The following is a 24,557-nucleotide window of genomic DNA, read 5'->3' on the forward strand; positions in this document are numbered from 1 at the left end:
AAGCCGAAAGAAGCTGAAAGCTCAAAGCCGAAAGCTCCTATGTTTGCACGATTAAAAAAGGGAGATAAAGAAGATAAGATACCAATAAATTTGAAGGAAAAAAGTGAAAAAGGGTGAGAGCGCACCGAACGCTAAGCAACCTCAAGGTATGCAGACTTTCAGATTACAGCCTCACCTTTTTTGCTCTCTTAGAGTTTGAACAGAATGTAAGGAATACCTCAGAGGTATATCCAGAATATCCAACAGGAGAAAAAACGGAGAGAGACCTTCACTTAAAGTAAAACAAAAGATTGGTATGAAAACCGTAGTAAAACAGGTAGCAGGTATTGATGTAGCACAAAAAGAATTAGTTGTATCCCTGGGAAAGATGGATCAGCAATGGACACCTAAGATCGTAGGACATAAGACCTTCACTAATAACAGTAAGGGTTTTAATGAATTGCGTGCCTGGGTCAGTAAACAGTGTGATGATCAGGTTGAAGTACGTTATGTTATGGAATCCACCGGAGTGTATCATGAAGCTTTGGCTTATTATCTTTCAGGGGAAGGATGTGCAGTGAGTATTGTCCTGCCCAATAAAATCAGTAATTACTTCAGGACCCTGAAAGTAAGGACCATTACAGACAAAAGCGCCAGTGAAGCCATCTGTCTGTTTGGCCTTGAACGTAAGTTGGATGATTGGAAGCGGGCAGTCCCGCTCTATAAAACACTCAGGCAACTTACCCGTGAAAGGGACCAGTTGCAGCAGGAGCTGAACCAGTTGCAAAACCAAAAACATGCAGAGCTGGCCGAAGCAGAGCCCAATGAAGGCACCCTTACCCGGCTTAACAAACGGATTAAACTATTAAAAGACCAGGCCGCAGAGATCTGGGCGGAAATCAGAGAGATGCTTGTCAAAAATCAAAAAGTAAGTGCAACTGTAAAACAGCTCACCTCTATTCCAGGTGTAGGTGCCCTTACGGCAGTGATCGTACTGGCAGAAACCAATGGCTTTGATCTGATACGCAATCAGAAGCAGCTTACCGCCTACGCAGGCCTGGACGTCAAAGAAAAGCAGTCGGGAACTTCCGTAAAGGGGAAAGCCCAGATATCTAAAAGAGGGAACCGGCATTTGAGAAAGGCGATGCACTTTCCAGCCCTTACAGCAATCAGGCACGATGTTCACTTTAAAGCTGTGTATCTCAGGATAGTGGAGAAACAAGGAATCAAGATGAAAGCTGTTGTGGCGGTACAAAGAAAAATACTGGCTTTAATGTACACCTTATACCGTAGTGGCAAAGAATACGATAAAGATTATCTTCAAAAAATACAGATAGAAAAGAATGAGGCGGAACGACGACAAACAGCTTAAAATAGTTAGAGTAGCAGTCATAGACCGCTACTCTAAAGAGGCTGGCTCAAGGCCGCCTTGGTTATACAAAAATACAAAAAAATTAATTTTATTATTTGGTTCTTAACACAGAATCTAAAAGCTAAAAGCCGAAGGCAAAAGGCTGATTGCTGACAGCCGATAGCTGAAGGCGGATAACAGAAAGCAGAAAGCTCAAAGCAGAAGGCTCAAAGCTGAAAGCAGATAGCTGGCAGCCGACAGCTCAGAGGTGGTGAGTAGCGGATGCCCGGGTTCTATTTTGCTTCTTCATACCTGAATTTGGGCTTAATATGAACATTTACATAGGTACCGGAAGATCCGCCCGAGGCGACGATGTTCCTGTATTCTGTCCATACTGATAAAGGGACCTGAAAGTAATGATAGACCCGACCACCAGTAAACTGTACTTCGAGCACTCGGCTCTTTGGGTCGTAGTTGATCATTTCTGTGGTGCCTGATGCTGGTGTAGAAATTGCGGTTTTGACTGGGAGCCGTTTCATCACCAGGCTAGTTGCAAAAAGAATACCGTTTGTCTTTCGCAAGCCGCAGTTAATGGCTTTTATTTCAGTTAGTGTCTGGCATTCTGTCATGTTACATCCTATAGTTTCGCCCTCTTCTCCTGCCAGGTAATATGGAGTCGCAGATAGTTCGTTGCAGTTTCTGACCACAGTTTGGGAGCGGTTAGAGACCGCTTTGTACACGGCGGGCGGCGACAGCGTTCCGGCAGGGAAACAGAACCGTATCAACACCGGGTCAAGACCGGTACGACTCGGTGCTGAGTCGGTGCTGAGTCGGTCCTGAGTCGGTCCTGACTCGGTTCTGTCCTCAACGCGGCCCGCGCATTTCTGGGGTTTGCCTGCCCCTTGTCTCGTCCTGAATAGGCTATACAGATTGTTGGGTTAATAGTAAATAAGCTATACAGGGTAAGACGGTATTTCTACAGTAGCTATACAGTTCGATAGGTTTACAGCAATTGAGCCATACAGGTAATTCTCATTTTTTACAGGTTGGTTTTTTAAGTATGCCAGTTTGACGGGGGTTGCCCTGTGGAGCCTGGAAGTCGCGACTAGCAAGTACTCGCTGATACCGCGATAATAAAAGCGTTTCTTCTTGGTTTCGTATGGCTCGAACAAGCCTGCACCTAAGACTGCAGGCTCTCACGGGATAAGCCGACATGTTCAGCCTCTGGGGTAAAAGAGCAGTCGCCTGCCGGGTTAACAGACGTGTCTGCGAGAAAGTTTGAATGCACAATACCAGCCGCTGATTGGATGCAGTCAACAATTGAGAAACGCTTGAGGATTTTCGTCAAAAAAGGGGAGGGCTGAATCGAGGGCACTGAAAAAGCAGCTCAATAATGCTGTATTAAAAAAGCGATCAAGAGAAAGGCAACTTTTACTTGGTCGCTTTTCTTTTTGTCCACTATTTGGTTGGGTGGTTTTTTATAGCCGATACAGGCGTATACAGAACAGATTGGGCAATCGGGCGTGATTTTTCCGGGAACTTAGTTGATCAGTTTGATGATCCTTTTCAGATTTACAGTAAAGATGGCCAGTGCGCCCTGCATCTGCATATTTTCGATGCCATAGGCTATCGCCCGGCCATAGCCATGAACGTTTTTTAGTTCACTGTTCTTGGCTTCGACCTTATACCGGTGTTTGATCTTCTGCTTATACTCGTCTGTTTCCTGAAATGCCATCTGCTGCAGGTGCGTGTCTGATTTTATACTAACCGAGTAGGTTTTGAACTTTGCTCCGGGCCTATAGCAATTCTCTCTCAATGGGCAAACCTTACACTTTTCAACATCAAAGTAATAGGTGTCCACCTGGTTTTCTCCAATATTTTTTTCCCGCAACGTGCCTTTCGGAAGGCCAGATGTCCCGCCGGGCAGACGAACATATCAGCGTCCTTATTGTAATCGAACTTATCTTCTTCTTTTCTGACCCCTGGGTGATGGCAGGGTTCAGTTTGGCCACCGTTTTGATGCCTTGTCCATTCATTAAGGCAAGGTTATCTTTCCCTGAATAAGCTGAATCGCCGATGACCGTTTCTACTTTAATGCCATTTTGCTGACTGATCTCCAACAGTTTGGGGAGTTGGGGGCCATCGCCCTTTTCCCCTGAAGTAACTACAGCAGCAGTGATGATGCGCTCCTCTGTCATCGCCAAATGGGTCTTGTAACCAAAGAATGAACTATCAGCTGATTTATGGCCTGTTTTGGCATCCCTGTCTTTGGATAATGTATAGTGTTCCTGCGTATCTGCCACCGTCTCTTTCAACAGATTCAACTTCTCTTTTACCGACGGTATCTGGCTTAGCGTCTTGTCAGCTTCGATACACTTTTCCAATGCACTGCAATAGGCCAGTTCTTTATCCAATTCCTCTGTGCTGTTCTTTTCAGGCATTATTGCTTTCATGTCTTCATCTATCGCGTATACCGCTTTGCGCAGTAGCTTTGAACGCTCCCGTAGTACTTCCAAGGCTGAATAAGGGTTTGACCTCGACAGGGAATGGGTAGCATCAACAATGATAGACTTTGACCGGATGATCCCTTTTTCAATAGCTATTGTTACTGTTTTATTAATGAGCAGGTTTAACAGATCATTATCCTTTAACCGCAGCTTCCTGAACTTTGTTAATGAACTGGGGTCGATAACTCCTTCCTCAGGCGACATATCAAGGAAATATTTGAAGGACATATCATACTGCGAACGCTCAACAACATCCACATCCGAAACCGTATAGATCGTTTTCAACAACAGGTATTTGAACATTCGCACAGGGCTTTCAGCCTTCCTGCCGTTGGTCATGCAATATTTGCTGACCAGTTCTTCATAGATAAATGTAAAATCTATCAGGTCGTTGATCTTACGCAGAAGATTGTCTTTGGGAACGATCAGGTCATATAGCCCTGAAAACGCGCTGAACTGTATCTGTTGTTGTTGGGCAAGCATCTTAGTGTCTTTCTTTCGACACTTTAAGATACAAAAAAGGAGCAGAAAACCCTCGTCTTCTACTCCTTTTGTCCCTTAGAACTTTTTCAGTGCCCTCGGCTGAATCAGGCGTTAATGCAAAATCAGCATCACGCTTATTCGTGTTTTTGTTTAGGGAAGAGCGTGATCAGGTATTTAAAAAAAGATCAGTATGGCACTTATCGTGTGGCTTTTGCTTAGCCGGGAGGGTGAATCAGGAGGCCGAATCGGCTGCCGGCCTCCTGATTTTAAGAATTTTTGCCCAGTTGCTAGAACTCCGCGTTCTTTGGTGTTCTTGGGAATGGAATAACGTCGCGGATGTTGGTCATGCCGGTCACAAAGAGTACCAGCCGTTCAAATCCGAGGCCGAATCCTGAGTGAGGGACGGTACCGAAACGACGGGTGTCAAGGAACCAGTTCATTTCTTCTACCGGAATGTGCATTTCTTTCATTCTTCTCTCAAGCTTTTCGAGGCTTTCCTCTCTTTGAGAGCCGCCGACAATTTCACCGATTCCCGGGAACAGAATGTCCATTGCCCGTACTGTATTTCTTCCCTGACCGTCCGCTTCGTTTTGTTTCATGTAAAACGCTTTGATCTCGGCAGGATAATCGGTCAGGATCACAGGCTTTTTAAAGTGCTTCTCTACCAGGTAACGCTCGTGTTCTGATTGCAGGTCTGCACCCCAGTCGTCGATCAGATACTTGAACTGCTTTTTCTGGTTCGGCTTTGAGCTTTTCAGGATTTGGATGGCCTCCGTATACGTGAGCCGTTCAAAGTCGTTTTCCAGACAAAAGTTTAACTTAGTGATCAGATCGAGCTCAGAACGCTCATTCTGTGGTTTCTGTTTTTCTTCCTCCAGTAGCCGGCCCTTCAAAAACTCAAGCTCGTCGCTGCAGTTATCCAATGCATAGCGAATTACATATTTCAAGAGGCTTTCTGCCAGGTCCATATTGTCTTCGAGTTCATAGAACGCCATTTCGGGTTCGATCATCCAGAACTCTGCAAGGTGACGTGTCGTATTTGAGTTCTCAGCTCTGAAAGTTGGCCCAAAAGTGTAAATTTCGCCGAAGGCCAGAGCTGCGAGTTCTCCTTCAAGCTGACCAGAAACAGTGAGGTTTGTGGATTTGCCGAAGAAGTCTTCTTTGAAATTGATGCTTCCGTCTTCTGACCTCGGCGGATTTTCAAGATCAAGGGTGGTTACCCTGAACATTTCGCCCGCTCCTTCAGCATCTGAACCGGTAATGATTGGTGTATGCATGTACACAAAGCCTCTTTCATTGAAGAACTTGTGGATAGCAAAAGCCAGCGCATTCCGTACTTTGAATACCGCATTGAAGGTATTGGTGCGGAATCGAAGGTGGGCTATTTCCCGGAGGAACTCCAGGCTGTGCTTTTTAGGCTGCAGTGGGTACTTCTCAGCGTCGCAGTCGCCAAGGATGGCCAGCTCTTTTACCTTGATCTCTACGCGCTGTCCTTTTCCCAGAGACTCCACCAGTTCTCCTGTCACTGAAATTGCGGCTCCTGTAGTGACCCGCTTCAGTAAGCTTTCTTCAGTGGAGGTGAAGTCGACTACTGCCTGTATATTATTAATTGAAGACCCATCATTGATCGCTATAAACTGATTGTTACGGAAGGTTCTGACCCATCCTTTAACAGTTACCTGCTGCCCAAATTCGGTAGAATTTAATAAGTCTTTAATTTTTGTACGTTTCATATAACGCAAAGCTAAAAAAAGAATCAAGATACAGGAATCGGGATACAAGAATTAATGCGCTATTGCTAATTTAATTAGTTTGTGATAAAAATATTAGTATTTTTACTCCATGTCAGAACGTGTGAGGGAAAAACTAAAAATACTTGCGGATGCGGCAAAATATGACGTGTCATGTGCATCCAGCGGCAGCCAGAGGAAAAATAAGGGGAAGGGGCTTGGAAATACAGGGAACGGGATCTGCCATAGTTATACACCCGACGGCAGGTGCGTGTCGCTATTGAAGGTGCTGCTAACGAACTTTTGTATCTACGACTGTGCCTATTGCGTGACGCGGAAAAGCAATGATATTGAACGGGCCGCCTTCACGGTGGAGGAGGTGGTTGACCTTACGCTTAGTTTCTATCGGCGGAACTACATTGAGGGACTGTTCCTCAGTTCCGGTATATTTAAAAATGCCGACTACACCATGGAGCGTCTGGTCCGTGTGGCAAAGAAGCTGCGAACGGAACACAAATTTAACGGATACATTCATCTTAAGTCGATTCCGGGTGCCAGCGATGAACTGATGCAGGAGGCGGGACTTTATGCCGACCGGCTGAGTATCAATCTTGAGATACCGACCGATCATGGACTGAAGCTCCTGGCGCCGGACAAAGACAGGCGTGAGATGATCAAGCCGATGAATTACCTGAAGCTGGGAATCCTGCAGAATAAAGAGGAACGGAAGCTTTTCAGAAAGGCGCCGCTCTTCGCGCCTGCAGGGCAGAGCACGCAGATGATCGTGGGCGCTTCAGGAGAAAGTGATCAGGATATCATGTATACGGCATCCCGTTTCTATAAGGAGTTTAATTTAAAAAGAGTTTATTATTCAGGATATGTTCCGGTGACGGACGATAAGCGATTGCCTGCTGTGGGAAGTGCGGTTCCCTTAATGAGGGAGAACAGGCTCTATCAGGCAGACTGGCTGACGAGGTTTTATGGTTTTCAGATTGAAGAATTGCTGAACGCAGAAGTGCGTAATCTGGAGGCAGATATCGATCCCAAGCTTGGCTGGGCCCTCAGGAATCCCGCCTTCTTTCCTGTAGACATCAACCGGGCGGAGTTGTTCCAAATTCTCAGGGTGCCGGGAATTGGTGTTATGTCTGCTCATAAGATCGTGGCTGCCCGTCGTTTTCAAAGGCTCGACTGGGGGCATCTGAAGAAGCTTGGCGTGGCGTTAAACCGGGCGCGGTACTTCATTGTCTGTCGCAGTCCGGAGTTTGAAAGACGAGAACTGGGCAGCGCGCAGATCCGACAGGCGATTTTGCAGAACTCAGGCAGTAAATATCTTAAAGTTAACTCGGGCCAGTTATCTCTCTTCTGATGGTGCACTTGTGTTACGATGGCTCCTGGGAGGGGCTGCTTACTTGTATATTCTATGTTTATGAACGCAGGCTGAGAAGCTTCCGCGTGAAACGGCAGGGAAGGGGGCTGTCCAGTATTTTTGATCAGGACGTCCCGGTGATGGCTGACGAAGGCAAGGCCCGGAGAGTGCAGGCCGGTTTGCAGAAGGCATTGACGTCTGCGGGCTTTAGCTGCTTTTATGCTGCCTATCTCTCAGAACTGCCAGGTATTGAAGATTCGATGATTGCCTTTGCCCGCTTTATTTTGTCGGAAGGCGGCTCTGAAAGGGCTTATGCCCATCCTGACGTACTTACCGTGTCTCAAACGGCGAAAAAGGTATTCAGGGAAAGCCATCGAATGAAAGCTTTCGTGAGGTTCGAGCTGACGCGGGATGGATTCTATTATTCAGAAATAGAGCCTGATTTTAACGTGATTCCGCTTATCACTACGCACTTCAAAGAGCGTTTTGCCGATCAAAAGTGGCTCATTTACGACCTGAAACGTAGGTATGGAATATTTTATGACCTGGAGGATATTAGCGAAGTCTCTTTTGATGTGAATCCTGAAAAGACTTCTTCAATCCTGAACGAATCGGAACCTGTTTACCAGACCTTATGGAGAGATTATTATACGAGCACCAATATTGTTTCGAGAAAGAATACAAAACTTCATCTGCAGCATGTCCCGCGCCGATACTGGAAGTACCTCACCGAGAAAAATTTTACGACTAATGTCTGAGAACGTGGCAAGAGTTGGATTATTGCTTTAAAATCTCAATATGCTTCAGCGTAATGTGCGGTCCTGCGGATACTGCCTCCCGGCGAGTTCTGCTTTTTCCAGTCCTCTTGTAAAAAGTAAAGTATCCGGTTCCTGGGCTGTTCCTGAATGAGCGCGTTTCGACTGACGCCAGCTCAGGAGGGAGATTGCCAGTATAAGAACCACTGTACATTCTACAGAACCTTCAAGTCCGAAGTTCTTACCCGACCAGGCAGAGCCTGCCGGTGCCTGCTGGATAAGGAGGGATTGCCCGATCGCCATTCCGCTGACAGAAAAGCCGAAGAGTGAGCCCTGGGTAAAGTTCCAGCCCATGTGAAAGATCGTAGCAAAAAGCAGGTTTTTCCCTGAGTACAAAAAGACTTGTCCTAACAAAATGCCGGCAAGGAATAGATTGATCGCAGCGACCGGCGTGACGTTCGGGTTGAGGAAGTGCAGGGCCATGAATAGCAGGGAAGAGGCAATCAGGCTGTTCCATTCTCCGTATTTCTCTACCAGTAAACCGAGGAATACCACGCGGCACAATATCTCTTCTGCAAGAGCGGCAAGGATAAAGAAAACCAGTGTAAATCCAATGTTTATGGGGTCGAGTGCGTGGTTGAGATACACATCAATGCCGTTAAAGAGGAGTATGGGCAGTGAGCAGGCCGTGATTAGCATAAGTGCAAAGAGAAATGCCTTAGAGAATGCGACGGCATATCGTCTTCCTGTCTGAATTCGATTAAAACCTGCGGCCAGCCTCTTTTTGTAGACTATAAATAGAGTGAAAACCGGTATTAGTCCTGCCGCTTCTATTAAGATGTTTTGCAGGGGGGAATGCTGCCATAGCTAAGTCTGTCGGTGAAAGGAATTCCGAGCAGGAAGAAAACGATCCCTTGCAGGATACTGGTTGTTACGATGAACAGCAGTGTCGGCACAAGGAGCTTCGCCATTCCAAAGAGAATGGATTTGAATGAAATGGTTGGGGTCATACTTATCAGCGAATCCTTAAAGGTAGGATAATCAGGTAATAAAAGATGTACTAATTAAAACTTTCTCAACCGCTTGGTATTGATAGTATTAGCCGTGCTAAGAATGGTAAGGAAAATGAAGGCAGGAAAGAAAAACAGGAAGTGGATCAATTGGGGGTTGGGTGCAGCGCTGGTCATGATCGCTGTTGCGCTGGTGTGGTATTTTGGAAAGAGAGACCTTTCGAAGCCCGGCAAGGAGTCGAAGGCTAAGCTCTTGCTGTCGGATCAGTTCAGAAAGATGATTGCCGAGGCAAGCGACAGCCTCTACCGGGTCGACTTTTCAGCCTTTGATGTCAATATTGATTCAGGACGTGCCTATGTCTCGGACCTGAAACTGACGCCGGATTCAGCAGTCTACACACGATTGTTATCTGAAGGACGGGCACCGGATAATGTTTTTAAGGTGAATGTGCCTAAAGTGGTGATTGAGGACTTCGGCTTCGTAAAGGGCGACTCAGTCGTCAGGTTTAACATTGAGAGAATGCTTCTGAGACAGCCCTCGGTCACGGTCAGCAATAAGCTGGTCGGGCGGGAGGATAGCATCAGAAAGGATGGCCATGGCGCTCTTTATAAGCTTGCTCAGAAGTTATTTAAGAGAATGTCGGTGGGAAAGGTTTACATGGATGACCTGGACTTTATGTATGTCAATAAAAACGGGACTGCAGAGAAATACAATCTGCTTTCTAATCTCAATGTAGTCATATCAGACTTTAACACCAGTCCTGCTGAAGGGGATAAAGGCGGAGTAATTGCCAGGACGGGAGAACTGAGGCTGGCGACGCCTGACAGCCTTTATTATCTTGTATTTCAGGATATGTCTTTTTCTGCCCCTGAACGCCGCCTGTTTACCGGGCATTTTTCATTGTTGCCGCGGCTTAGCAAGGCCGCTTTCTATCAGGCCGTAAAGTACTCAAAAGACCGGTATCACTTTGAATATGACAAGATCTCAATGAATGATCTGGATCTGAAGCACTTTTTGAGGACCCAGCAAATCAGGATGGGCAGTATAAACATTGCCAGTTCCTGGGTGGAGGTCTACACGGATTATAACTGGCCGGCGAGGAAGGTGCCAGAGAGAAGGAACGCTTTTCCTCACGACCAGCTTCAGACACTAGCTTTCGATATTACGATTGATACGATGACTATGAAGCGTGGCGACATCTTCTTCCGGATCAGGGGAAAGAACTCGAAGAAAGTCTCTACGCTCAGTATGGAGCGCTCAAGCGGGCAGTTTTTTAATATCACCAACAATGCTTCTGTTAAAAGGAGAAATCCCTTTATGCGGGTTAAAATGACGACCCGCGTGATGAACGAAGGTCTGATGAATGTGAACTATACCTTCAATCTAAAAGACCCCTCAGCGCCCCTGACCCTGTACAGCACCATGGGGGCCATGGATGCAAGGGCTTTGAATCCTTTGTCTGAGCCACTGGGTCTCATGCATGTACGGTCGGGCCGGATCAGTAAAATGAAGCTGCTGATCAATATGGACGAGTACCGGGCGCGTGGTAATCTGGATTTTTACTATCAGGACGTAAAGGTCGACTTTCTGAAACGTGATGAGGAAAAAGGGGAACTAAAGAAGGAGGGCACTGAAAAAGTTCTAAGGGACAAAAGGAGTAGAAGACGAGGGTTTTCTGCTCCTTTTTTGTATCTTAAAGTGTCGAAAGAAAGACACTAAGATGCTTGCCCAACAACAACAGATACAGTTCAGCGCGTTTTCAGGGCTATATGACCTGATCGTTCCCAAAGACAATCTTCTGCGTAAGATCAACGACCTGATAGATTTTACATTTATCTATGAAGAACTGGTCAGCAAATATTGCATGACCAACGGCAGGAAGGCTGAAAGCCCTGTGCGAATGTTCAAATACCTGTTGTTGAAAACGATCTATACGGTTTCGGATGTGGATGTTGTTGAGCGTTCGCAGTATGATATGTCCTTCAAATATTTCCTTGATATGTCGCCTGAGGAAGGAGTTATCGACCCCAGTTCATTAACAAAGTTCAGGAAGCTGCGGTTAAAGGATAATGATCTGTTAAACCTGCTCATTAATAAAACAGTAACAATAGCTATTGAAAAAGGGATCATCCGGTCAAAGTCTATCATTGTTGATGCTACCCATTCCCTGTCGAGGTCAAACCCTTATTCAGCCTTGGAAGTACTACGGGAGCGTTCAAAGCTACTGCGCAAAGCGGTATACGCGATAGATGAAGACATGAAAGCAATAATGCCTGAAAAGAACAGCACAGAGGAATTGGATAAAGAACTGGCCTATTGCAGTGCATTGGAAAAGTGTATCGAAGCTGACAAGACGCTAAGCCAGATACCGTCGGTAAAAGAGAAGTTGAATCTGTTGAAAGAGACGGTGGCAGATACGCAGGAACACTATACATTATCCAAAGACAGGGATGCCAAAACAGGCCATAAATCAGCTGATAGTTCATTCTTTGGTTACAAGACCCATTTGGCGATGACAAAGGAGCGCATCATCACTGCTGCTGTAGTTACTTCAGGGGAAAAGGGCGATGGCCCCCAACTCCCCAAACTGTTGGAGATCAGTCAGCAAAATGGCATTAAAGTAGAAACGGTCATCGGCGATTCAGCTTATTCAGGGAAAGATAACCTTGCCTTAATGAATGGACAAGGCATCAAAACGGTGGCCAAACTGAACCCTGCCATCACCCAGGGGGTCAGAAAAGAAGAAGATAAGTTCGATTACAATAAGGACGCTGATATGTTCGTCTGCCCGGCGGGACATCTGGCCTTCCGAAAGGCACGTTGCGGGAAAAAAATATTGGAGAAAACCAGGTGGACACCTATTACTTTGATGTTGAAAAGTGTAAGGTTTGCCCATTGAGAGAGAATTGCTATAGGCCCGGAGCAAAGTTCAAAACCTACTCGGTTAGTATAAAATCAGACACGCACCTGCAGCAGATGGCATTTCAGGAAACAGACGAGTATAAGCAGAAGATCAAACACCGGTATAAGGTCGAAGCCAAGAACAGTGAACTAAAAAACGTTCATGGCTATGGCCGGGCGATAGCCTATGGCATCGAAAATATGCAGATGCAGGGCGCACTGGCCATCTTTACTGTAAATCTGAAAAGGATCATCAAACTGATCAACTAAGTTCCCGGAAAAATCACGCCCGATTGCCCAATCTGTTCTGTATACGCCTGTATCGGCTATAAAAAACCACCCAACCAAATAGTGGACAAAAAGAAAAGCGACCAAGTAAAAGTTGCCTTTCTCTTGATCGCTTTTTTAATACAGCATTATTGAGCTGCTTTTTCAGTGCCCTGCTAAAGAAGCGGGGCTTCTTTTCGTTTATGAACAACCTGGTGTTGCCCAACAACAATCCCCGCAGGGGAGGAGAGTTTAAAAAAGGACCGATCAACGTGCTGCGGGAGTCGCGCGATTCTTTCTTTGGCTTTTTATGGGAGGCGATGGCTGACGGGATGTCCTCTGCGATGATGGGGACCCACCAGAATGGAAAGAAGCCGGATCAGAATCCCTTGCTGAAGATTGGTACGAAGGTCGCCGGTCCTGACAATGGCAAAGGCAAAAAGAATGAAACGGTGAAATAGGAGAAGCCCCGGGGAGGATGAGAAGGTCCCCTGCCTGGTTGGCTTCTATTTGCTTCTAATGGAAATCTAATCTTTTATTTCACAATACTCGTTATATTTGCGTCCCTTCATATAAAGTTAACACAATCTTTATGTGGGGATTAAGTTGATGAGTAACAAAAAGACGAGAGCGGCCAGCTTATCACTGGCCGGAAGGTGGGCGCTAACATGGCAGGCTCCCTTGTTTAAGCAAAAGCTGTTAATGGCAGTGGCGATACTGTTGTGTCTTACGCCTGTTTTTCCAATGTTTTACCAGTACATAGAGAGAAGACAGGGGATCGTGTACAACGATTTCTTACTGCAGATTTTACCTTGTATCGATCTTTCTATCCCTATTTTTGTCATCACGTGGGGAATGGCTCTTTTTACCCTCACCCGGGTAGTCCAAACGCCCTCTTTGCTGCTCAGTCTAATGTACGGAGTGATCGTACTTAATATTTCTCGCTTTATTTCGATATCGCTGATGCCCCTTAACCCGCCGCCCGGCCTTATTGATATATGGGACCCTATTACAGACATGTTTTACGGGGAAACGTATGTTACCAAAGATCTTTTTTATTCAGGACATACGGCGACTCAGTTCCTGTTCTTTCTGATCCTGCAGCGAAAGAAAGATAAATATATTGCCCTTTGTTCGACCATTCTCATGGGCGTCATGGTGATGGTACAGCACGTTCACTATACGGTAGATGTGGTATTTGCACCGCCGCTGACCTATCTCTGTTACTTGCTGGCCCGGAGGCTGGCGACGCATTAGTCGTACCCGGTAGGTAGGGGAGGGTAAAAAAAGAAGCCGTTCGATGGAACGGCCTCTATATAATAAAAACATGTAAATAACCTACTTCTACATGTCGCGGTATTACTTTTTTCCAAGAACCTTTGTAACAAGTTCTGCAGCTTCCTTAAGAAGGATAGCAGAATAAACCTTAAGTCCTGATTCGTCGATCAGTTTCTTGGCTTCTTCTGCGTTCGTTCCCTGGAGGCGTACGATGATAGGGACCTGGATATTTCCGAGTTCCTTGTATGCATCGATCACACCCTGCGCCACACGGTCACAGCGAACAATCCCTCCAAAGATGTTGATCAGGATGGCCTTTACGTTCGGGTCCTGAAGGATGATATTAAACGCGGCCTTTACTGTCTGTGCATTAGCGGTACCACCTACGTCGAGGAAGTTGGCCGGCTCACCGCCCGCCAGTTTGATGATATCCATGGTAGCCATCGCGAGTCCCGCACCGTTCACCATGCAGCCAACGTTCCCGTCGAGCTTCACATAGTTCAGGTTCGACTTACTTGCTTCCACTTCCGTTGGATCCTCTTCGGTGATGTCGCGTAATTCCGCGAAATCTTTATGTCGGAAAAGGCCATTATCATCCAGGTTCACCTTTGCATCCACTGCGAGGATCTTGTTGTCGGACGTTTTGAGGACAGGGTTGATTTCAAAAAGAGAAGAGTCTGTTGCTTCGTAGGCTTTGTAAAGAGCTGCTACGAACTTCGTCATATCTTTAAATGCTTCTCCGCTTAATCCGAGGTTGAATGCTACGCGGTTAGCCTGGAAAGGACGAAGACCTGCTTTAGGGTCGATCTCTTCCTTAAAGATCAGATGGGGAGTGGTTTCGGCAACATGCTCAATGTCCATTCCGCCTTCGGTAGAATACATGATAATATTGCGGCCTTTAGCGCGGTCAAGCAAAACGCTCATGTAAAATTCCTTCGGTTCTGATTCCCCGGGGTAGTACACGTCCTGCGCGATTAACACCTTGTTGACTTTTTTCCCTTCGGGGCCTGTCTGAGGCGTTATCAGCTGCATGCCGATAATCTGTTCAGCTTTTTCCTTTACTTCATCGAGGTTTTTGGCGAGTTTTACACCCCCGCCTTTGCCACGGCCCCCGGCATGAATTTGGGCTTTTACAACCACCCAGTCAGAGTTGAAATCTTCTTTAAGCTTTTTTGCCGCTTCTACAGCCTGTTCGGGGGTGTCAGCAACGATGCCTTCCTGTACCCGAACACCGAAGCTTTTGAGAATGGCTTTGCCTTGGTATTCGTGAATATTCATGTTTTGATAGTTTGCAGAGGGTAAAGCTAACAGTTTTTTTTTATTGGAGGGCTATCAGCTGCCAGCTTTCGTTAATAAGGCAGAATTTTGACAATTCCGAAATGCCTCATACGAATCTTCCTGGCAGTTGAAGTCGGAAAGTGTACGTAAAATGAGTATTTTCGCTCCATGCTGCAGGCAAGAGACATACATAAGGCTTATGGAAAGCTTGAAATACTGAAAGGGGTTGACCTGGAAGTGAAGAAAGGAGAGATTGTAACAATTTTAGGTGCATCGGGTGCGGGCAAGAGTACCTTGCTCCATATCCTGGGAACATTAGACCGGCAGGACCGCGGTGAGGTGGTTCTTGGTGGTGTGAATGTCTCCGGGCTGTCGCAGACGAAGCTGAGTGCTTTCCGGAATGAAAAGATAGGCTTCATCTTTCAGTTCCATCACCTGCTTCCTGAGTTTACAGCTCTGGAGAATGTATGTATCCCTGCCTTTATAGCCGGGAAGGGGAAGAAAGAAGCAGAGTTACGAGGCCGCGAACTTCTCGATATGCTTGGTCTGGGACATCGAGCGGACCATAAGCCTTCGGCTTTGTCAGGAGGGGAGCAGCAGAGAGTTGCCGTAGCAAGGGCTTTTGTGAACCGTCCGGCGGTGGTAATGGCCGATGAGCCTTCGGGCAATCTCGACTCTGAGAATGCAAGGAGCCTTCATTCTTTGTTCCTCGAACTGCGCGAACAGTTTGCTCAGACCTTTATTATTGTGACGCATAACGAGCATCTGGCAGAAATGGCCGACAGGAAAGTGATCATGAAAGACGGACTTATTATAAGTGGAAATTAAAGTGAAGGTTCTTATTACCGCAGCAGCAACAGCGCAGGCCTATCAGCTGGAAAGAATACTTGGGGAGGGGGTCGATACTTGTTTTGCCGATTCAGGGGAGCTTCCGGGCTTTATGTTCAAGAATAAAAAGTTTCTAACGATACAGAAAGGGAGCGCCGTTTCCTTTGCTCATGAGCTGCTGACCACTTGCCTTGACTACGAGATTACGCATGTCTTCCTGCTTAGAAGAGAGGAAATAATAGCGCTTTCTGAAGCAAGAACGCTTTTTACCGAATATGGTATTGAGGTGGTTGTTCCATCAGCAAAAATTGTAAAGAGATTGCCGTTCAGAACTAAACCTGGCTCGATCGGTGTAAAAGCAAACGGTTTTCATATTGGTGAAGTCCCTCTCGATGCGGATCGCGGTGTTTTTTTGTCCAGTCCTGACGATTCCGGCAATTTTTCAATTTTTTCAGTCAGCTAATGTTAACTTACGCCGAACTAGATTCCTCAAAAAAGGCATTCATCTTTGAGCTAGACAATGTTCTGTATCCTGAGAAGGACTACCTTTTACAGGTCTATTATCTTTTTGCGAGCTTTCTCGAATATACAGAGGCCTATCCGCCAGCAGCAGAATTAGTCAGTTTTTTTAGTAAGGCCTACGAACACGCAGGGCCGAAATTAATTTTTGATAAAGCCGCTGAGGCTTTTGGCATTCATCAGAAATACCGGGAGAACTTCCGTCGCCTACATCAGCAGGCGAGGCTACCCTTGAAACTCCTGCTGTTCGACCACGCACTTAAGCTGTTGCAGGAGATTGTAATAGACCGTAAGGAAATCATTATTGTTACCGGAGGGGATCCCATTCAGCAATTGAATAAGATCAGGCAGACCGAATGGAATGGGCTGGAGAAATACCTGCGGGTTTATTTTGCAGATGAATTGAAACCAAAACCAGCTCCCGACGTACTAATGCATATCCTGGAAATACATCACTTGGTAGCAGAAGAGGTGTTGATAACAGGGTCTGACCGTCTGGATGCTGTTTTCGCCGCCAACGCAGGAATAGATTTTGTAAAAGCTTATAAATAAGGTAACTTCCCCTTTGGTCATCATTCACGGTATGAGTTATTTATACGGTAGCTTAAGGCGGCTAGGCCCGCTTTTTTTTGTGTCTGTGCTGGTCTTTTCTGCGTGTAAGAAGGACAGGACAGAAGCTGACAAGGAAGCATTGCTGAAGGACTCAGTGTATTTGTACACAAAAGAGGTATATCTCTGGCAAGAGGTTTTGCCAGCCAATTTCCATGCGAGAAGCTATAGCGCGGCGGAGGATGTTCTGGAGGCACTAAAGGCGTGCAAAAGAGATGAGAACGGAAAGGCAGTCGACCGGTATAGTTTTCTGGATCGGGCAGGGGCTGTATCTGAAGAAATTGAGGATGGAGTTCAGACAGATTTTGGATTTGATGTGCGATATCAAAACGGAACAGACTTAAGGATAAAGTATGTTTATGAGGGATCCCCGGCATGGAAAGCTGGTATCAGAAGAGGATGGAGGATCGTGAAGATTAACGGTAATGCGAATATAGGAGCCGACCTTTTGAAGGTTAACGATTACCGTTTCCTTTTCCAGGCTTTAGCTGCGGACCATATTTCACTTACATTTCAGGGGGAGACGGAGCACAATTGGAAATGCGGCTTGACAAGAGTCGGTATGCAATCAACCCTGTTCTTTGCACGCGTGTTTTCGAAAAGGCGGGCAGGAAGGTGGGTTACTTTGCTTATAATAGTTTTGTTGCTCCGTATAAGGAGCAGACGCCGACCACAGCAAAGACAAAAATTGACGAAGTGTTTCGCTACTTTCAGGAGGAGGGTGTATCAGAATTAATAGTCGACTTACGCTATAACGGAGGTGGATCCGTCTCGGCTGCAGAGTATCTGACAAACCTTTTAGTGCCTTCAGGTAACAACGGAAAGATAATGTATTCATACCGGTTAAATCCCACTCTTACTTCTTATACACGCAAGGATGAAAGCTGGAAAAAAGCATTCCAAACTGTGATGGTAAATAAGACAAATGGAACTTATTATCCGGTAAAAGTATATTTTATTGTGACTAAGAGCACGGCCTCGGCAAGCGAGCTTCTTATCAACAATTTGAAACCATACATAGATGTAATTCTTATAGGGAGTGACTTTACATATGGAAAGCCCGTAGGTTTTTTTCCGATCTCCATTCTTAATACAGATTTGTATGCTGTGTCGTTTGAAACTTTAAACAGTAAAGGTGAGGGAGAGTATTACGGAGGTTTAAGGACCGATAAGGTGCAAGCCGAAGATCTGACGAGAGATTGGGGAGATGAAAGGGAATCGTGTCTTGCGCAGGCCCTTTTTCATGTTCAATACGGGACGTTTAAGAATGAGGCGGCCGCTGTGGCCGGCAGGAGCAGAACCGGCCCTGCGGCAGCAGGTATTTATAATATCTTTCTGGACCGGCGGGGGAACAAAAATATGTACATGCTAGACAAAGGGCTGCGGGTTCCGAGATAGGAAAAGGCACAAGAAGACTGCGCTAATGTTTTCGGCGATTGGTGAATGGGCAAAGTAGTGAGATGATGATCAGGTTAATTTCAGAGATATGAAATTGAGTAATATTGTAGTTGGGAAAAGCAGACTTTTAGTTGCAGTTGCATTTTGTTTTTTAATAGTTTTTGGTGGTTGTAAGAAGGACAAAAAAAATGAGAGTCCAGCGGAGCCTGAGCTTCCGCCGGGGCAGGGAACGATAGCCACGAAGGCGGAACTTTTGGCTGACTCCTTATTCCTTTACGCCAAAGAGGTGTATCTGTGGAATAGTGATTTGCCCACCTACGAGGTGTTTAATCCCAGAAAATATGTAAGTGTGGATGAAGAAGCGGGTTTGAGTAAGGAACTTTTTGAAATAACCCGGTATGCGAGGGACAACTACGAATATAAGCCGTCAGACCCGACAGACACAAAGTATAGTTATATTTTTGATACAGACGATACAAACCCGATAGCCTATCTGCCCGCTCGTAAAAGTTCTGTTGATTTAGAAGGGAACGGATATGACTTTGGGGTTTGGGTTGGACTTTATGGGAATAATACTCTTTACCAGGTTAGAATATTAACTGTATCAAAGGGGTCGCCTGCCGATCTCGCAGGGATTAAGAGAGGGGATGTTATTACTGGGATTAACAACAGACAATTTGGTAGCAACTATACTTCGGGCGATGCCGATTATATTAATACTAATTTGCTTGGTAACCAGCAGACCGTCACCTTAACGTACAAGAGAGGTTCTGGAGCAGCTCATACGACTACACTTTCAAGAGCAAGTTATAAGAGCAATCCTGTTTACTGTGATTCTGTTTATACTGCGGGTCAGAAAAAGATCGGGTATATCGCATTTGCGCGGTTCTCAAACCTGTCAAATGCGCAATCAGTCCTCGACAAGGCGTTCTCTAGGTTTTCTGCTACTGCTGTTACCGATTTGATTGTCGATCTTCGATATAATGGGGGGGATATGTCAGTACTTCAGAGTATTTGGCCGACCTTATCGCACCCGCCACGTTAAACGGGAAGATAATGTATAAAGAATTCTTCAACAAGTTGCTTCAGGACGGAAAGGCAACTTTATTAAAGAAGCAGCCCTCGCTTGACGCTTATGGGAACGTAAGGTATACCAACGGTCGTGTCAGAACGTACGCTGATGAAGACTATTCAGTTGATGCGAATACATTCAACTTCGCAAAAAGGGGCAATCTAAACAGCGTCGAAAGGATCGTCTTTCTTGTAAGCGGCAATACTGCGTCAGCCAGTGAACTTCTTATTAATAGTCTAAAGGCCCATGTCGACGTTAAATTAGTCGGTGAGCAAACGTATGGAAAGCCTGTTGGCTTTTTCCCGATTCGAATCGGGAAATACGAGGTATATTATAGTATGTTTGAATCGAAGAACGCTAAAGACGAGGGCGGTTATTTTAAGGGAATGAGTCCAGATTATACGGTCGAAGATCAGGGGATACGAGATTTTGGAGACCTCCGGGAGGACCTCCTTGCTAGCGCGTACAATTATCTTGTAGGGGGCAGCTTCACTTCTGCTATAGCAAAGACAGCTTCTGTCGCACGGACCGGGTCTCAAAGTAGTACAAGAGTAATTGGCTTCTCAACTACAAATAAAGAGTTCAAGGGCATGGTTGAGGATAGAAAGTAAGACGAATTAAGAGCAGGTCTGAATGAAAATCTGCTCTTACATGACCTTTTTGCTTTTGAATATCTCTTTGATTGTAGTCCCTGTATCATAATTTTGAACTACATTTAGAATGGCATTTACCGCTTTGACATAAAACGTCGCATTGATATTTTCAAAGTCGTCTGTCGGCTGATGATAGTCTTTATGGTCCTCCACCCCGAAGTACAAAAAAGGAATTCCTTCCTCGTGAAAGGCACCGTGGTCGCCCTGAAACGTCCAGTCGTCTTTTTCCTGTTCGCGGTCGTCGTGCCCGGTCATGAGCTTTATTCCGCGAATTTTAACAGCTAGATACTGCTCTAATTTGGGGTAATGACGAGTTCCTGATACGTAGAGCTCGCCTTTGTCGTTATGGCTAACCATGTCAAGGTTGATATTAAGCCTGATACGGGATAAAGGAACCGGAGACCTTGAGACGAAAGCTTTGGCGCCCTGCAATCCCATCTCTTCCGCGTCAAAGGCGACAAAGATCAACGTATGTTCGGGCTTGTGCTTAGCAAAGTAAGCGGCTATTTCCAATATTCCTCCTACACCCGAGGCGTCATCGTCAGCTCCGTTATAGATCTTTCCGTTCTTTACGCCCAGATGGTCGTAATGGGCTGAAATCACGATAGCTTTTTGTTTCTTGCCCGGCAAGAAGGCGATCAGGTTGGCTCCTGTAACCGTTGTTTTTCCAGCTTTAAAAGAGAACGGGTGTTTGTAACTGCCGTTAAACGATTTCAGGCCGAGAGCTTTAAATTGCCTGACGATATAGTCGGCGGCCATTCTGCTGCCCTGGGTCCCCGTCTTCCGTCCCTGATATTTGTCGGACGATAACTCGCGAATGTGTTGCAGAAGTGGTGTCTGGGCATCACAGGAGAATGCGCCCAGGGTCATCAATGCCGCCAAAAGATAGATGTATTTTCTGTTCATGCTTTAGCTATAACGCAGTCCGCCCGGCATTATGATGCAACCGGGTATTCCCTCAGATCGACTGCAACCACTCTTGATATCCCCTGCTCTACCATGGTGACGCCGTACACGACATCAGTGCTGGCAATTGTTCGCTTGTTGTGCGACACAACGATAAACTGGGAGTCGGCCGAAAACTTTCTGATAATATTGTTGAACTTATCAATGTTTGTATCATCCAGAGGCGCATCTACCTCGTCAAAGATGCAAAAAGGAGCGGGCTTAAGGAGGTATAGCGAGAACAGCAGAGCCGTTGCTGTAAGCGTTTTTTCACCGCCGGAGAGCTGGTTGATTGAAAGAGGGCGCTTGCCCTTCGGCCGCGCAATAATGTCGATGTCTGACTCAAGAGGATTTTCCGGATCAGAGAGGACCAGATCACAGCTGTCTTCCTCGTTAAAGAGTGAACGGAACACCCGGATGAAGTTTTCGCGTACCTTATGGAAGGAGTCCATAAACTTACTCTTTGCGCTGTCGTCAATCTCTTTTATTGTTTGCATGAGTGATGCTTTTGCCTCCAGCAAATCCTTTTTCTGGCCGAGTATGAAAGTATAGCGCTCGTTCATCTCTTTGAACGCTTCCATGGCCGTGGAATTGATCGCCCCAAAGTCGTCGAGCTGCTTTTTCAGCTTTCCCGTCTTTTCTTTAAGGTCTGCTTCGTTTTCGTCTTCAGGTATTTCTGCTTCAAGCAGTTCAGCGATGTCAATTGAGAACTCAACTGCAAGCCGTTCTTTCAGCGCATTCAGCTCCAGTTTAAGGCTCGTCTTTCTGTCTTTGATCTCATTGGTGATCACATCGCCTTGCTCCTTCTTCTTCCGCAGGTCTGTTATCCGGTTTTCATTATCAGTGATGAGTCCTCTCGCCTTGTAGTACTGCTGTTCCGCATCCCGGACGCCGGTCTCAAATTCCTCTTTCTGGGTGTACATGGCGGCAAGGTCTTCATCGGAGTGATCCACATGCTGAAGGGCATCGCTCATTTCAAGGCGGGTTTTCTCCAGCTCTTTAGCGTTGTCTTCTATTCGCTTTTCGAGAGATTGCTGCTGGTTTTCGCGGTACTCCAGATCTTTTTCTATGCCGGCAACCTTGTTCTGCTGCTGATGAAAGCGAATGTTTTCCTGATTCCAGATGCCTGAACGTTCGGTAACCAGTTCGGTGAGCTCGTTGTAAGCCTGCTGCCTTTCGGTCAACTCGTTACTCAGCTGTTGTTTCTTATCTCGGAGGAGGCTAAGTTCGGGCTCGGCCTTTAATAACTCTTCGTTAAGTGCTATTATCTTTTGTTCGATATCGTGTTTTCTGTTCTGGCTGTTTTGGATAAAAGAGACGTATTGTTCCTTCCTTGCCTGCAGCGAGATCAACTCGTTGTTCAATCGGTTGACATCCTGCTGAAGCGTTCGCAATTCCTCTTTCCTCGAGGTTGCCTTAAGATTTGTCACTTTCTGGATCTCCTGCTCCACTGCCCCTTTTAAGCTGTTGATTGTGGCATCGATGGCGCGGATCTCTTTCGCCAGAACCTCGAGGTTCTTTGCGCGGCCAATCCTTTTCCCTTCAAAGAGACCGACTGAGCCCCCTGTCATGGTAATGCGACTTTTGGTAAACTTGCCGCTCCCTCCGAGGATCACCGCGCCTTTTTCCGGAAGGCTTTTATCCATTTCTTCGTCCTCTCCCGAGGTAAGGATGAATACATTCCTCAGGAGTTGTCTGCAGAGCCGCGCGTATTTGGCGTCTACATCGACGATGCTGAGAGCAGGGATCAGGTTGCTTGCTACCATCTCCAGTGAGGCAGGCTCGGGGAGAATGTCGATCGCTTCCAGAATGAAGAAGTTGGCGCGCCCCTTGGATGAATCACTGAGAAGGCGTATAGCATGGACTGCGTCGGCTTTAGTTTCGACGACGTAGTGATTCATGACCGGTTCTAAATAATTTTCAACCGCCACCCGGTACTCTTCTTTACAAAAAAGGATGTCGGAGAGGAGAGGAGCCTGCTTAGCCCATCCAGCATTCTTCTTCAGGAACCGGATAGACTCGGGAAAGCCTTCGAGATTATCAACCAGCGACTTGGTGAGATTGTATTCGTTTTGTTTGGCATCCAGTTTCCGGCTTTCTGACGCGATTTGTTCCTTGTGCCGGGAAAGGAGCTCTTCTGTAGCCCTGATTTGCAGTTCGAGATCGTCCTCAAATAACTGTGCTGCCTCATGTTCTTCACGCCTGATCTTCACCTGGCTTTCCAGTCCGGCTATTGCTTTGTTAAACTCACCCAGCTCCATCTCTTTTGATTCTGTATCTGCCAGGTTACGATGGCTTTCCTGGATCAGGGCGTCTTTTTGGATGTTTAGAACGGTCAGGTCTTTTTCTGCTTTATAGACCTGGTTCTGAAGCTCATTGTTTTGTTTAACAAAGCCGTCGAGACCTGTCTTCGTTGATTGCTGCTGCAATCGTAGTTCATCAAGCTCGGCTTTTTGCTCGTTGAGCGCTGCGCCGAGAGCGTTAAGATTTTCGCTTTCAAGAAGATGATCTTCGTTCAGTCGCTTAACAGTGTAGAGAATATGATTGAGCTGTCCTTTGTCTTTATCAAGCTCGTCGTTTAGCCTTTTCTCCTTTTCCTGCAGGAAGCGAAGCTGCTCATTTTTGATCTTTTTCTCGCTTTCGTAAGCCCTGATGCTTGCTGTAAACTCATTCGCCGCTTTTTGCTGTGCTGCAAGGTTTTTTTCCTGGGTAATGATGTCGCTTTTGAGCTGTCGCAAAGCTGCCTCCAGGCTGTCGATCTCTGCAGTTATTATCTCTTTCTCTCCAGCTTGTCGTTGTTCCTGTTCATCTAGTCTTTCAAGGGAATCACGGAACCCGGCGATACGGAAAGCGGCAAGCTTAACACTGAGTGTCTGATACTGTTCTTTCAGTCTGTAATAGCGCTCGGCTTTTTTTGCCTGATTTTCGAGGGTTTTAAGGTTCTTCTCGATCTCAAAGAGCAGGTCTTCCACCCGGCTTAAGTCGGCTTCGGTATCTTTTAGCTTGTTAAAGGTTTGTTTCTTTCTGAGCTTATATTTGGAAATGCCCGACGACTCCTCAAAGAGCGTCCGGCGTGACCCTTCCTTGTTGGCAATCAACTCGTCGATCATTTTAAGTTCGATGATCGAATAGGAATCAGTGCCGATTCCTGTGTCGAGGAAGAGGTCGGTAATGTCTTTTAAACGACATTGTACGTCGTTCAGCCGGTACTCACTTTCCCCGCTCCGGTATAGCTTCCGGGTCACGGTGACCTGAGCGAACTCAGTAGGTAAAATGTTTTTCGTATTGTCGAACGTCAGAGACACTTCTGCCAGCTGCGAAGGCTTACGCGTTTTGGTGCCGTTGAAGATGATGTTTTCCATCTTTTCGGATCTGAGCATTTTAGTGCTTTGTTCTCCCAGTACCCACCGGATGGCATCCACCACATTTGATTTGCCGCAGCCGTTCGGTCCGGCTATCGCTGTGACCCCTTCGTTGAAATTGATTGTAATTTTATCACCAAAGCTCTTAAAGCCTTTAATCTCCAGCCTCGTTAATTGCATCCCTTATATTCTCTTTTCTCTTTAGCAGGTACACTATCCTACTTAAAGCCTGCGGCATGAACGTCCACAAGTAGTAATGAAAGTG

Annotated in this window: 19 protein-coding genes and 3 pseudogenes; 14 read left to right on the forward strand and 8 right to left on the reverse strand. The window is 46.2% G+C overall.

Annotated features, from left to right (window positions below; translation table 11 throughout):
• Window positions 1–295 precede the first annotated feature (295 nt).
• A complete protein-coding gene (locus tag ACES2C_RS12490) occupies window positions 296–1,351 on the forward strand; it encodes an IS110 family transposase (RefSeq protein WP_374163436.1) in 1,056 nt (351 codons plus the stop codon).
• Between the two features lie 272 nt (window positions 1,352–1,623).
• Here ACES2C_RS12490 and ACES2C_RS12495 read toward each other — a convergent pair whose 3' ends face one another.
• The 3 genes and pseudogenes from ACES2C_RS12495 to asnS all read right to left on the reverse strand — a co-directional run bounded on the left by ACES2C_RS12495 (window position 1,624) and on the right by asnS (window position 6,053).
• Window positions 1,624–2,118 (reverse strand): KTSC domain-containing protein, encoded by a 495-nt coding sequence (locus ACES2C_RS12495; protein WP_374163437.1) that lies wholly within the window; start codon window positions 2,116–2,118, stop codon window positions 1,624–1,626.
• A gap of 752 nt (window positions 2,119–2,870) precedes the next feature.
• Window positions 2,871–4,320, reverse strand: a pseudogene (locus ACES2C_RS12500) (IS1182 family transposase).
• A 287-nt stretch (window positions 4,321–4,607) separates the two neighbouring features.
• On the reverse strand, window positions 4,608–6,053 hold the full coding sequence (gene asnS / locus ACES2C_RS12505; RefSeq protein ID WP_374163438.1) for an asparagine--tRNA ligase: 1,446 nt from the start codon (window positions 6,051–6,053) through the stop codon (window positions 4,608–4,610).
• Window positions 6,054–6,162: 109 nt separating this feature from the next.
• On the opposite strand from asnS, the gene ACES2C_RS12510 reads away from it, so the two are divergent.
• Together ACES2C_RS12510 and ACES2C_RS12515 are read left to right on the forward strand one after the other, a co-directional pair.
• Entirely contained in the window at window positions 6,163–7,416 is a 1,254-nt protein-coding gene (locus ACES2C_RS12510; protein ID WP_374163439.1) for a putative DNA modification/repair radical SAM protein, read from the forward strand.
• Window positions 7,416–8,174, forward strand: a complete 759-nt coding sequence (locus tag ACES2C_RS12515; RefSeq protein WP_374163440.1) for a TIGR03915 family putative DNA repair protein — start codon at window positions 7,416–7,418, stop codon at window positions 8,172–8,174. The genes ACES2C_RS12510 and ACES2C_RS12515 overlap by 1 nt, the downstream gene beginning before the upstream one ends.
• A 45-nt stretch (window positions 8,175–8,219) precedes the next feature.
• Here ACES2C_RS12515 and ACES2C_RS12520 read toward each other — a convergent pair whose 3' ends face one another.
• Both ACES2C_RS12520 and ACES2C_RS12525 read right to left on the reverse strand, forming a co-directional pair.
• A complete protein-coding gene (locus ACES2C_RS12520; protein WP_374163441.1) occupies window positions 8,220–8,870 on the reverse strand; it encodes a lysostaphin resistance A-like protein in 651 nt (216 codons plus the stop codon).
• Window positions 8,871–9,004: 134 nt separating this feature from the next.
• On the reverse strand, window positions 9,005–9,181 hold the full coding sequence (locus ACES2C_RS12525) for a hypothetical protein (RefSeq protein WP_374163442.1): 177 nt from the start codon (window positions 9,179–9,181) through the stop codon (window positions 9,005–9,007).
• Window positions 9,182–9,284: 103 nt separating this feature from the next.
• Here ACES2C_RS12525 and ACES2C_RS12530 point away from each other — a divergent pair, with 103 nt between their 5' ends.
• From ACES2C_RS12530 to ACES2C_RS12545, 4 genes and pseudogenes are all read left to right on the forward strand, one after another.
• Window positions 9,285–10,901, forward strand: coding sequence for a hypothetical protein (locus ACES2C_RS12530; RefSeq protein WP_374163443.1), 1,617 nt, complete (start codon window positions 9,285–9,287; stop codon window positions 10,899–10,901).
• A gap of 1 nt (window position 10,902) precedes the next feature.
• A pseudogene (locus tag ACES2C_RS12535) lies at window positions 10,903–12,353 on the forward strand (IS1182 family transposase).
• Between the two features lie 149 nt (window positions 12,354–12,502).
• Window positions 12,503–12,811, forward strand: coding sequence for a hypothetical protein (locus ACES2C_RS12540; RefSeq protein ID WP_374163444.1), 309 nt, complete (start codon window positions 12,503–12,505; stop codon window positions 12,809–12,811).
• A 133-nt stretch (window positions 12,812–12,944) separates the two neighbouring features.
• Window positions 12,945–13,607 carry a phosphatase PAP2-related protein gene (locus tag ACES2C_RS12545; RefSeq protein WP_374163445.1) on the forward strand — a complete coding sequence of 221 codons (663 nt, stop codon included), beginning with the start codon at window positions 12,945–12,947 and terminating at the stop codon, window positions 13,605–13,607.
• A 102-nt stretch (window positions 13,608–13,709) separates the two neighbouring features.
• On the opposite strand, the gene sucC is transcribed toward ACES2C_RS12545, so the two are convergent.
• Window positions 13,710–14,906 carry an ADP-forming succinate--CoA ligase subunit beta gene (sucC, locus tag ACES2C_RS12550; RefSeq protein ID WP_374163446.1) on the reverse strand — a complete coding sequence of 399 codons (1,197 nt, stop codon included), beginning with the start codon at window positions 14,904–14,906 and terminating at the stop codon, window positions 13,710–13,712.
• Window positions 14,907–15,074: 168 nt separating this feature from the next.
• On the opposite strand from sucC, the gene ACES2C_RS12555 reads away from it, so the two are divergent.
• The 7 genes and pseudogenes from ACES2C_RS12555 to ACES2C_RS12585 all read left to right on the forward strand — a co-directional run bounded on the left by ACES2C_RS12555 (window position 15,075) and on the right by ACES2C_RS12585 (window position 19,943).
• Complete coding sequence (locus ACES2C_RS12555; RefSeq protein ID WP_374163447.1) at window positions 15,075–15,734, forward strand: ABC transporter ATP-binding protein; 660 nt, start codon at window positions 15,075–15,077, stop codon at window positions 15,732–15,734.
• Window positions 15,724–16,197, forward strand: a complete 474-nt coding sequence (locus tag ACES2C_RS12560) for a hypothetical protein (RefSeq protein ID WP_374163448.1) — start codon at window positions 15,724–15,726, stop codon at window positions 16,195–16,197. Before ACES2C_RS12555 ends, ACES2C_RS12560 begins: the two co-directional genes overlap by 11 nt.
• Complete coding sequence (locus ACES2C_RS12565; RefSeq protein ID WP_374163449.1) at window positions 16,197–16,805, forward strand: HAD family hydrolase; 609 nt, start codon at window positions 16,197–16,199, stop codon at window positions 16,803–16,805. Before ACES2C_RS12560 ends, ACES2C_RS12565 begins: the two co-directional genes overlap by 1 nt.
• Window positions 16,806–16,836: 31 nt before the next feature.
• Window positions 16,837–17,367 (forward strand): annotated as a pseudogene (locus ACES2C_RS12570) (PDZ domain-containing protein); the annotation flags it as partial.
• A gap of 35 nt (window positions 17,368–17,402) precedes the next feature.
• Window positions 17,403–18,260 (forward strand): S41 family peptidase, encoded by an 858-nt coding sequence (locus ACES2C_RS12575; RefSeq protein ID WP_374163450.1) that lies wholly within the window; start codon window positions 17,403–17,405, stop codon window positions 18,258–18,260.
• Between the two features lie 88 nt (window positions 18,261–18,348).
• On the forward strand, window positions 18,349–19,305 hold the full coding sequence (locus ACES2C_RS12580; RefSeq protein ID WP_374163451.1) for a S41 family peptidase: 957 nt from the start codon (window positions 18,349–18,351) through the stop codon (window positions 19,303–19,305).
• An 11-nt stretch (window positions 19,306–19,316) separates the two neighbouring features.
• Entirely contained in the window at window positions 19,317–19,943 is a 627-nt protein-coding gene (locus tag ACES2C_RS12585; protein ID WP_374163452.1) for a S41 family peptidase, read from the forward strand.
• A 36-nt stretch (window positions 19,944–19,979) separates the two neighbouring features.
• Here ACES2C_RS12585 and ACES2C_RS12590 read toward each other — a convergent pair whose 3' ends face one another.
• The gene (locus ACES2C_RS12590; protein ID WP_374163453.1) at window positions 19,980–20,891 is read right to left on the reverse strand and encodes a M20/M25/M40 family metallo-hydrolase; all 912 of its coding nucleotides are present in this window, start codon (window positions 20,889–20,891) and stop codon (window positions 19,980–19,982) included.
• Window positions 20,892–20,920: 29 nt separating this feature from the next.
• Window positions 20,921–24,472, reverse strand: coding sequence for a chromosome segregation protein SMC (smc, locus tag ACES2C_RS12595; protein WP_374163454.1), 3,552 nt, complete (start codon window positions 24,470–24,472; stop codon window positions 20,921–20,923).
• Window positions 24,473–24,557 lie beyond the last annotated feature (85 nt).

Source organism: Arcticibacter sp. MXS-1 (genome assembly GCF_041902385.1).
Lineage (GTDB): Bacteria > Bacteroidota > Bacteroidia > Sphingobacteriales > Sphingobacteriaceae > Arcticibacter.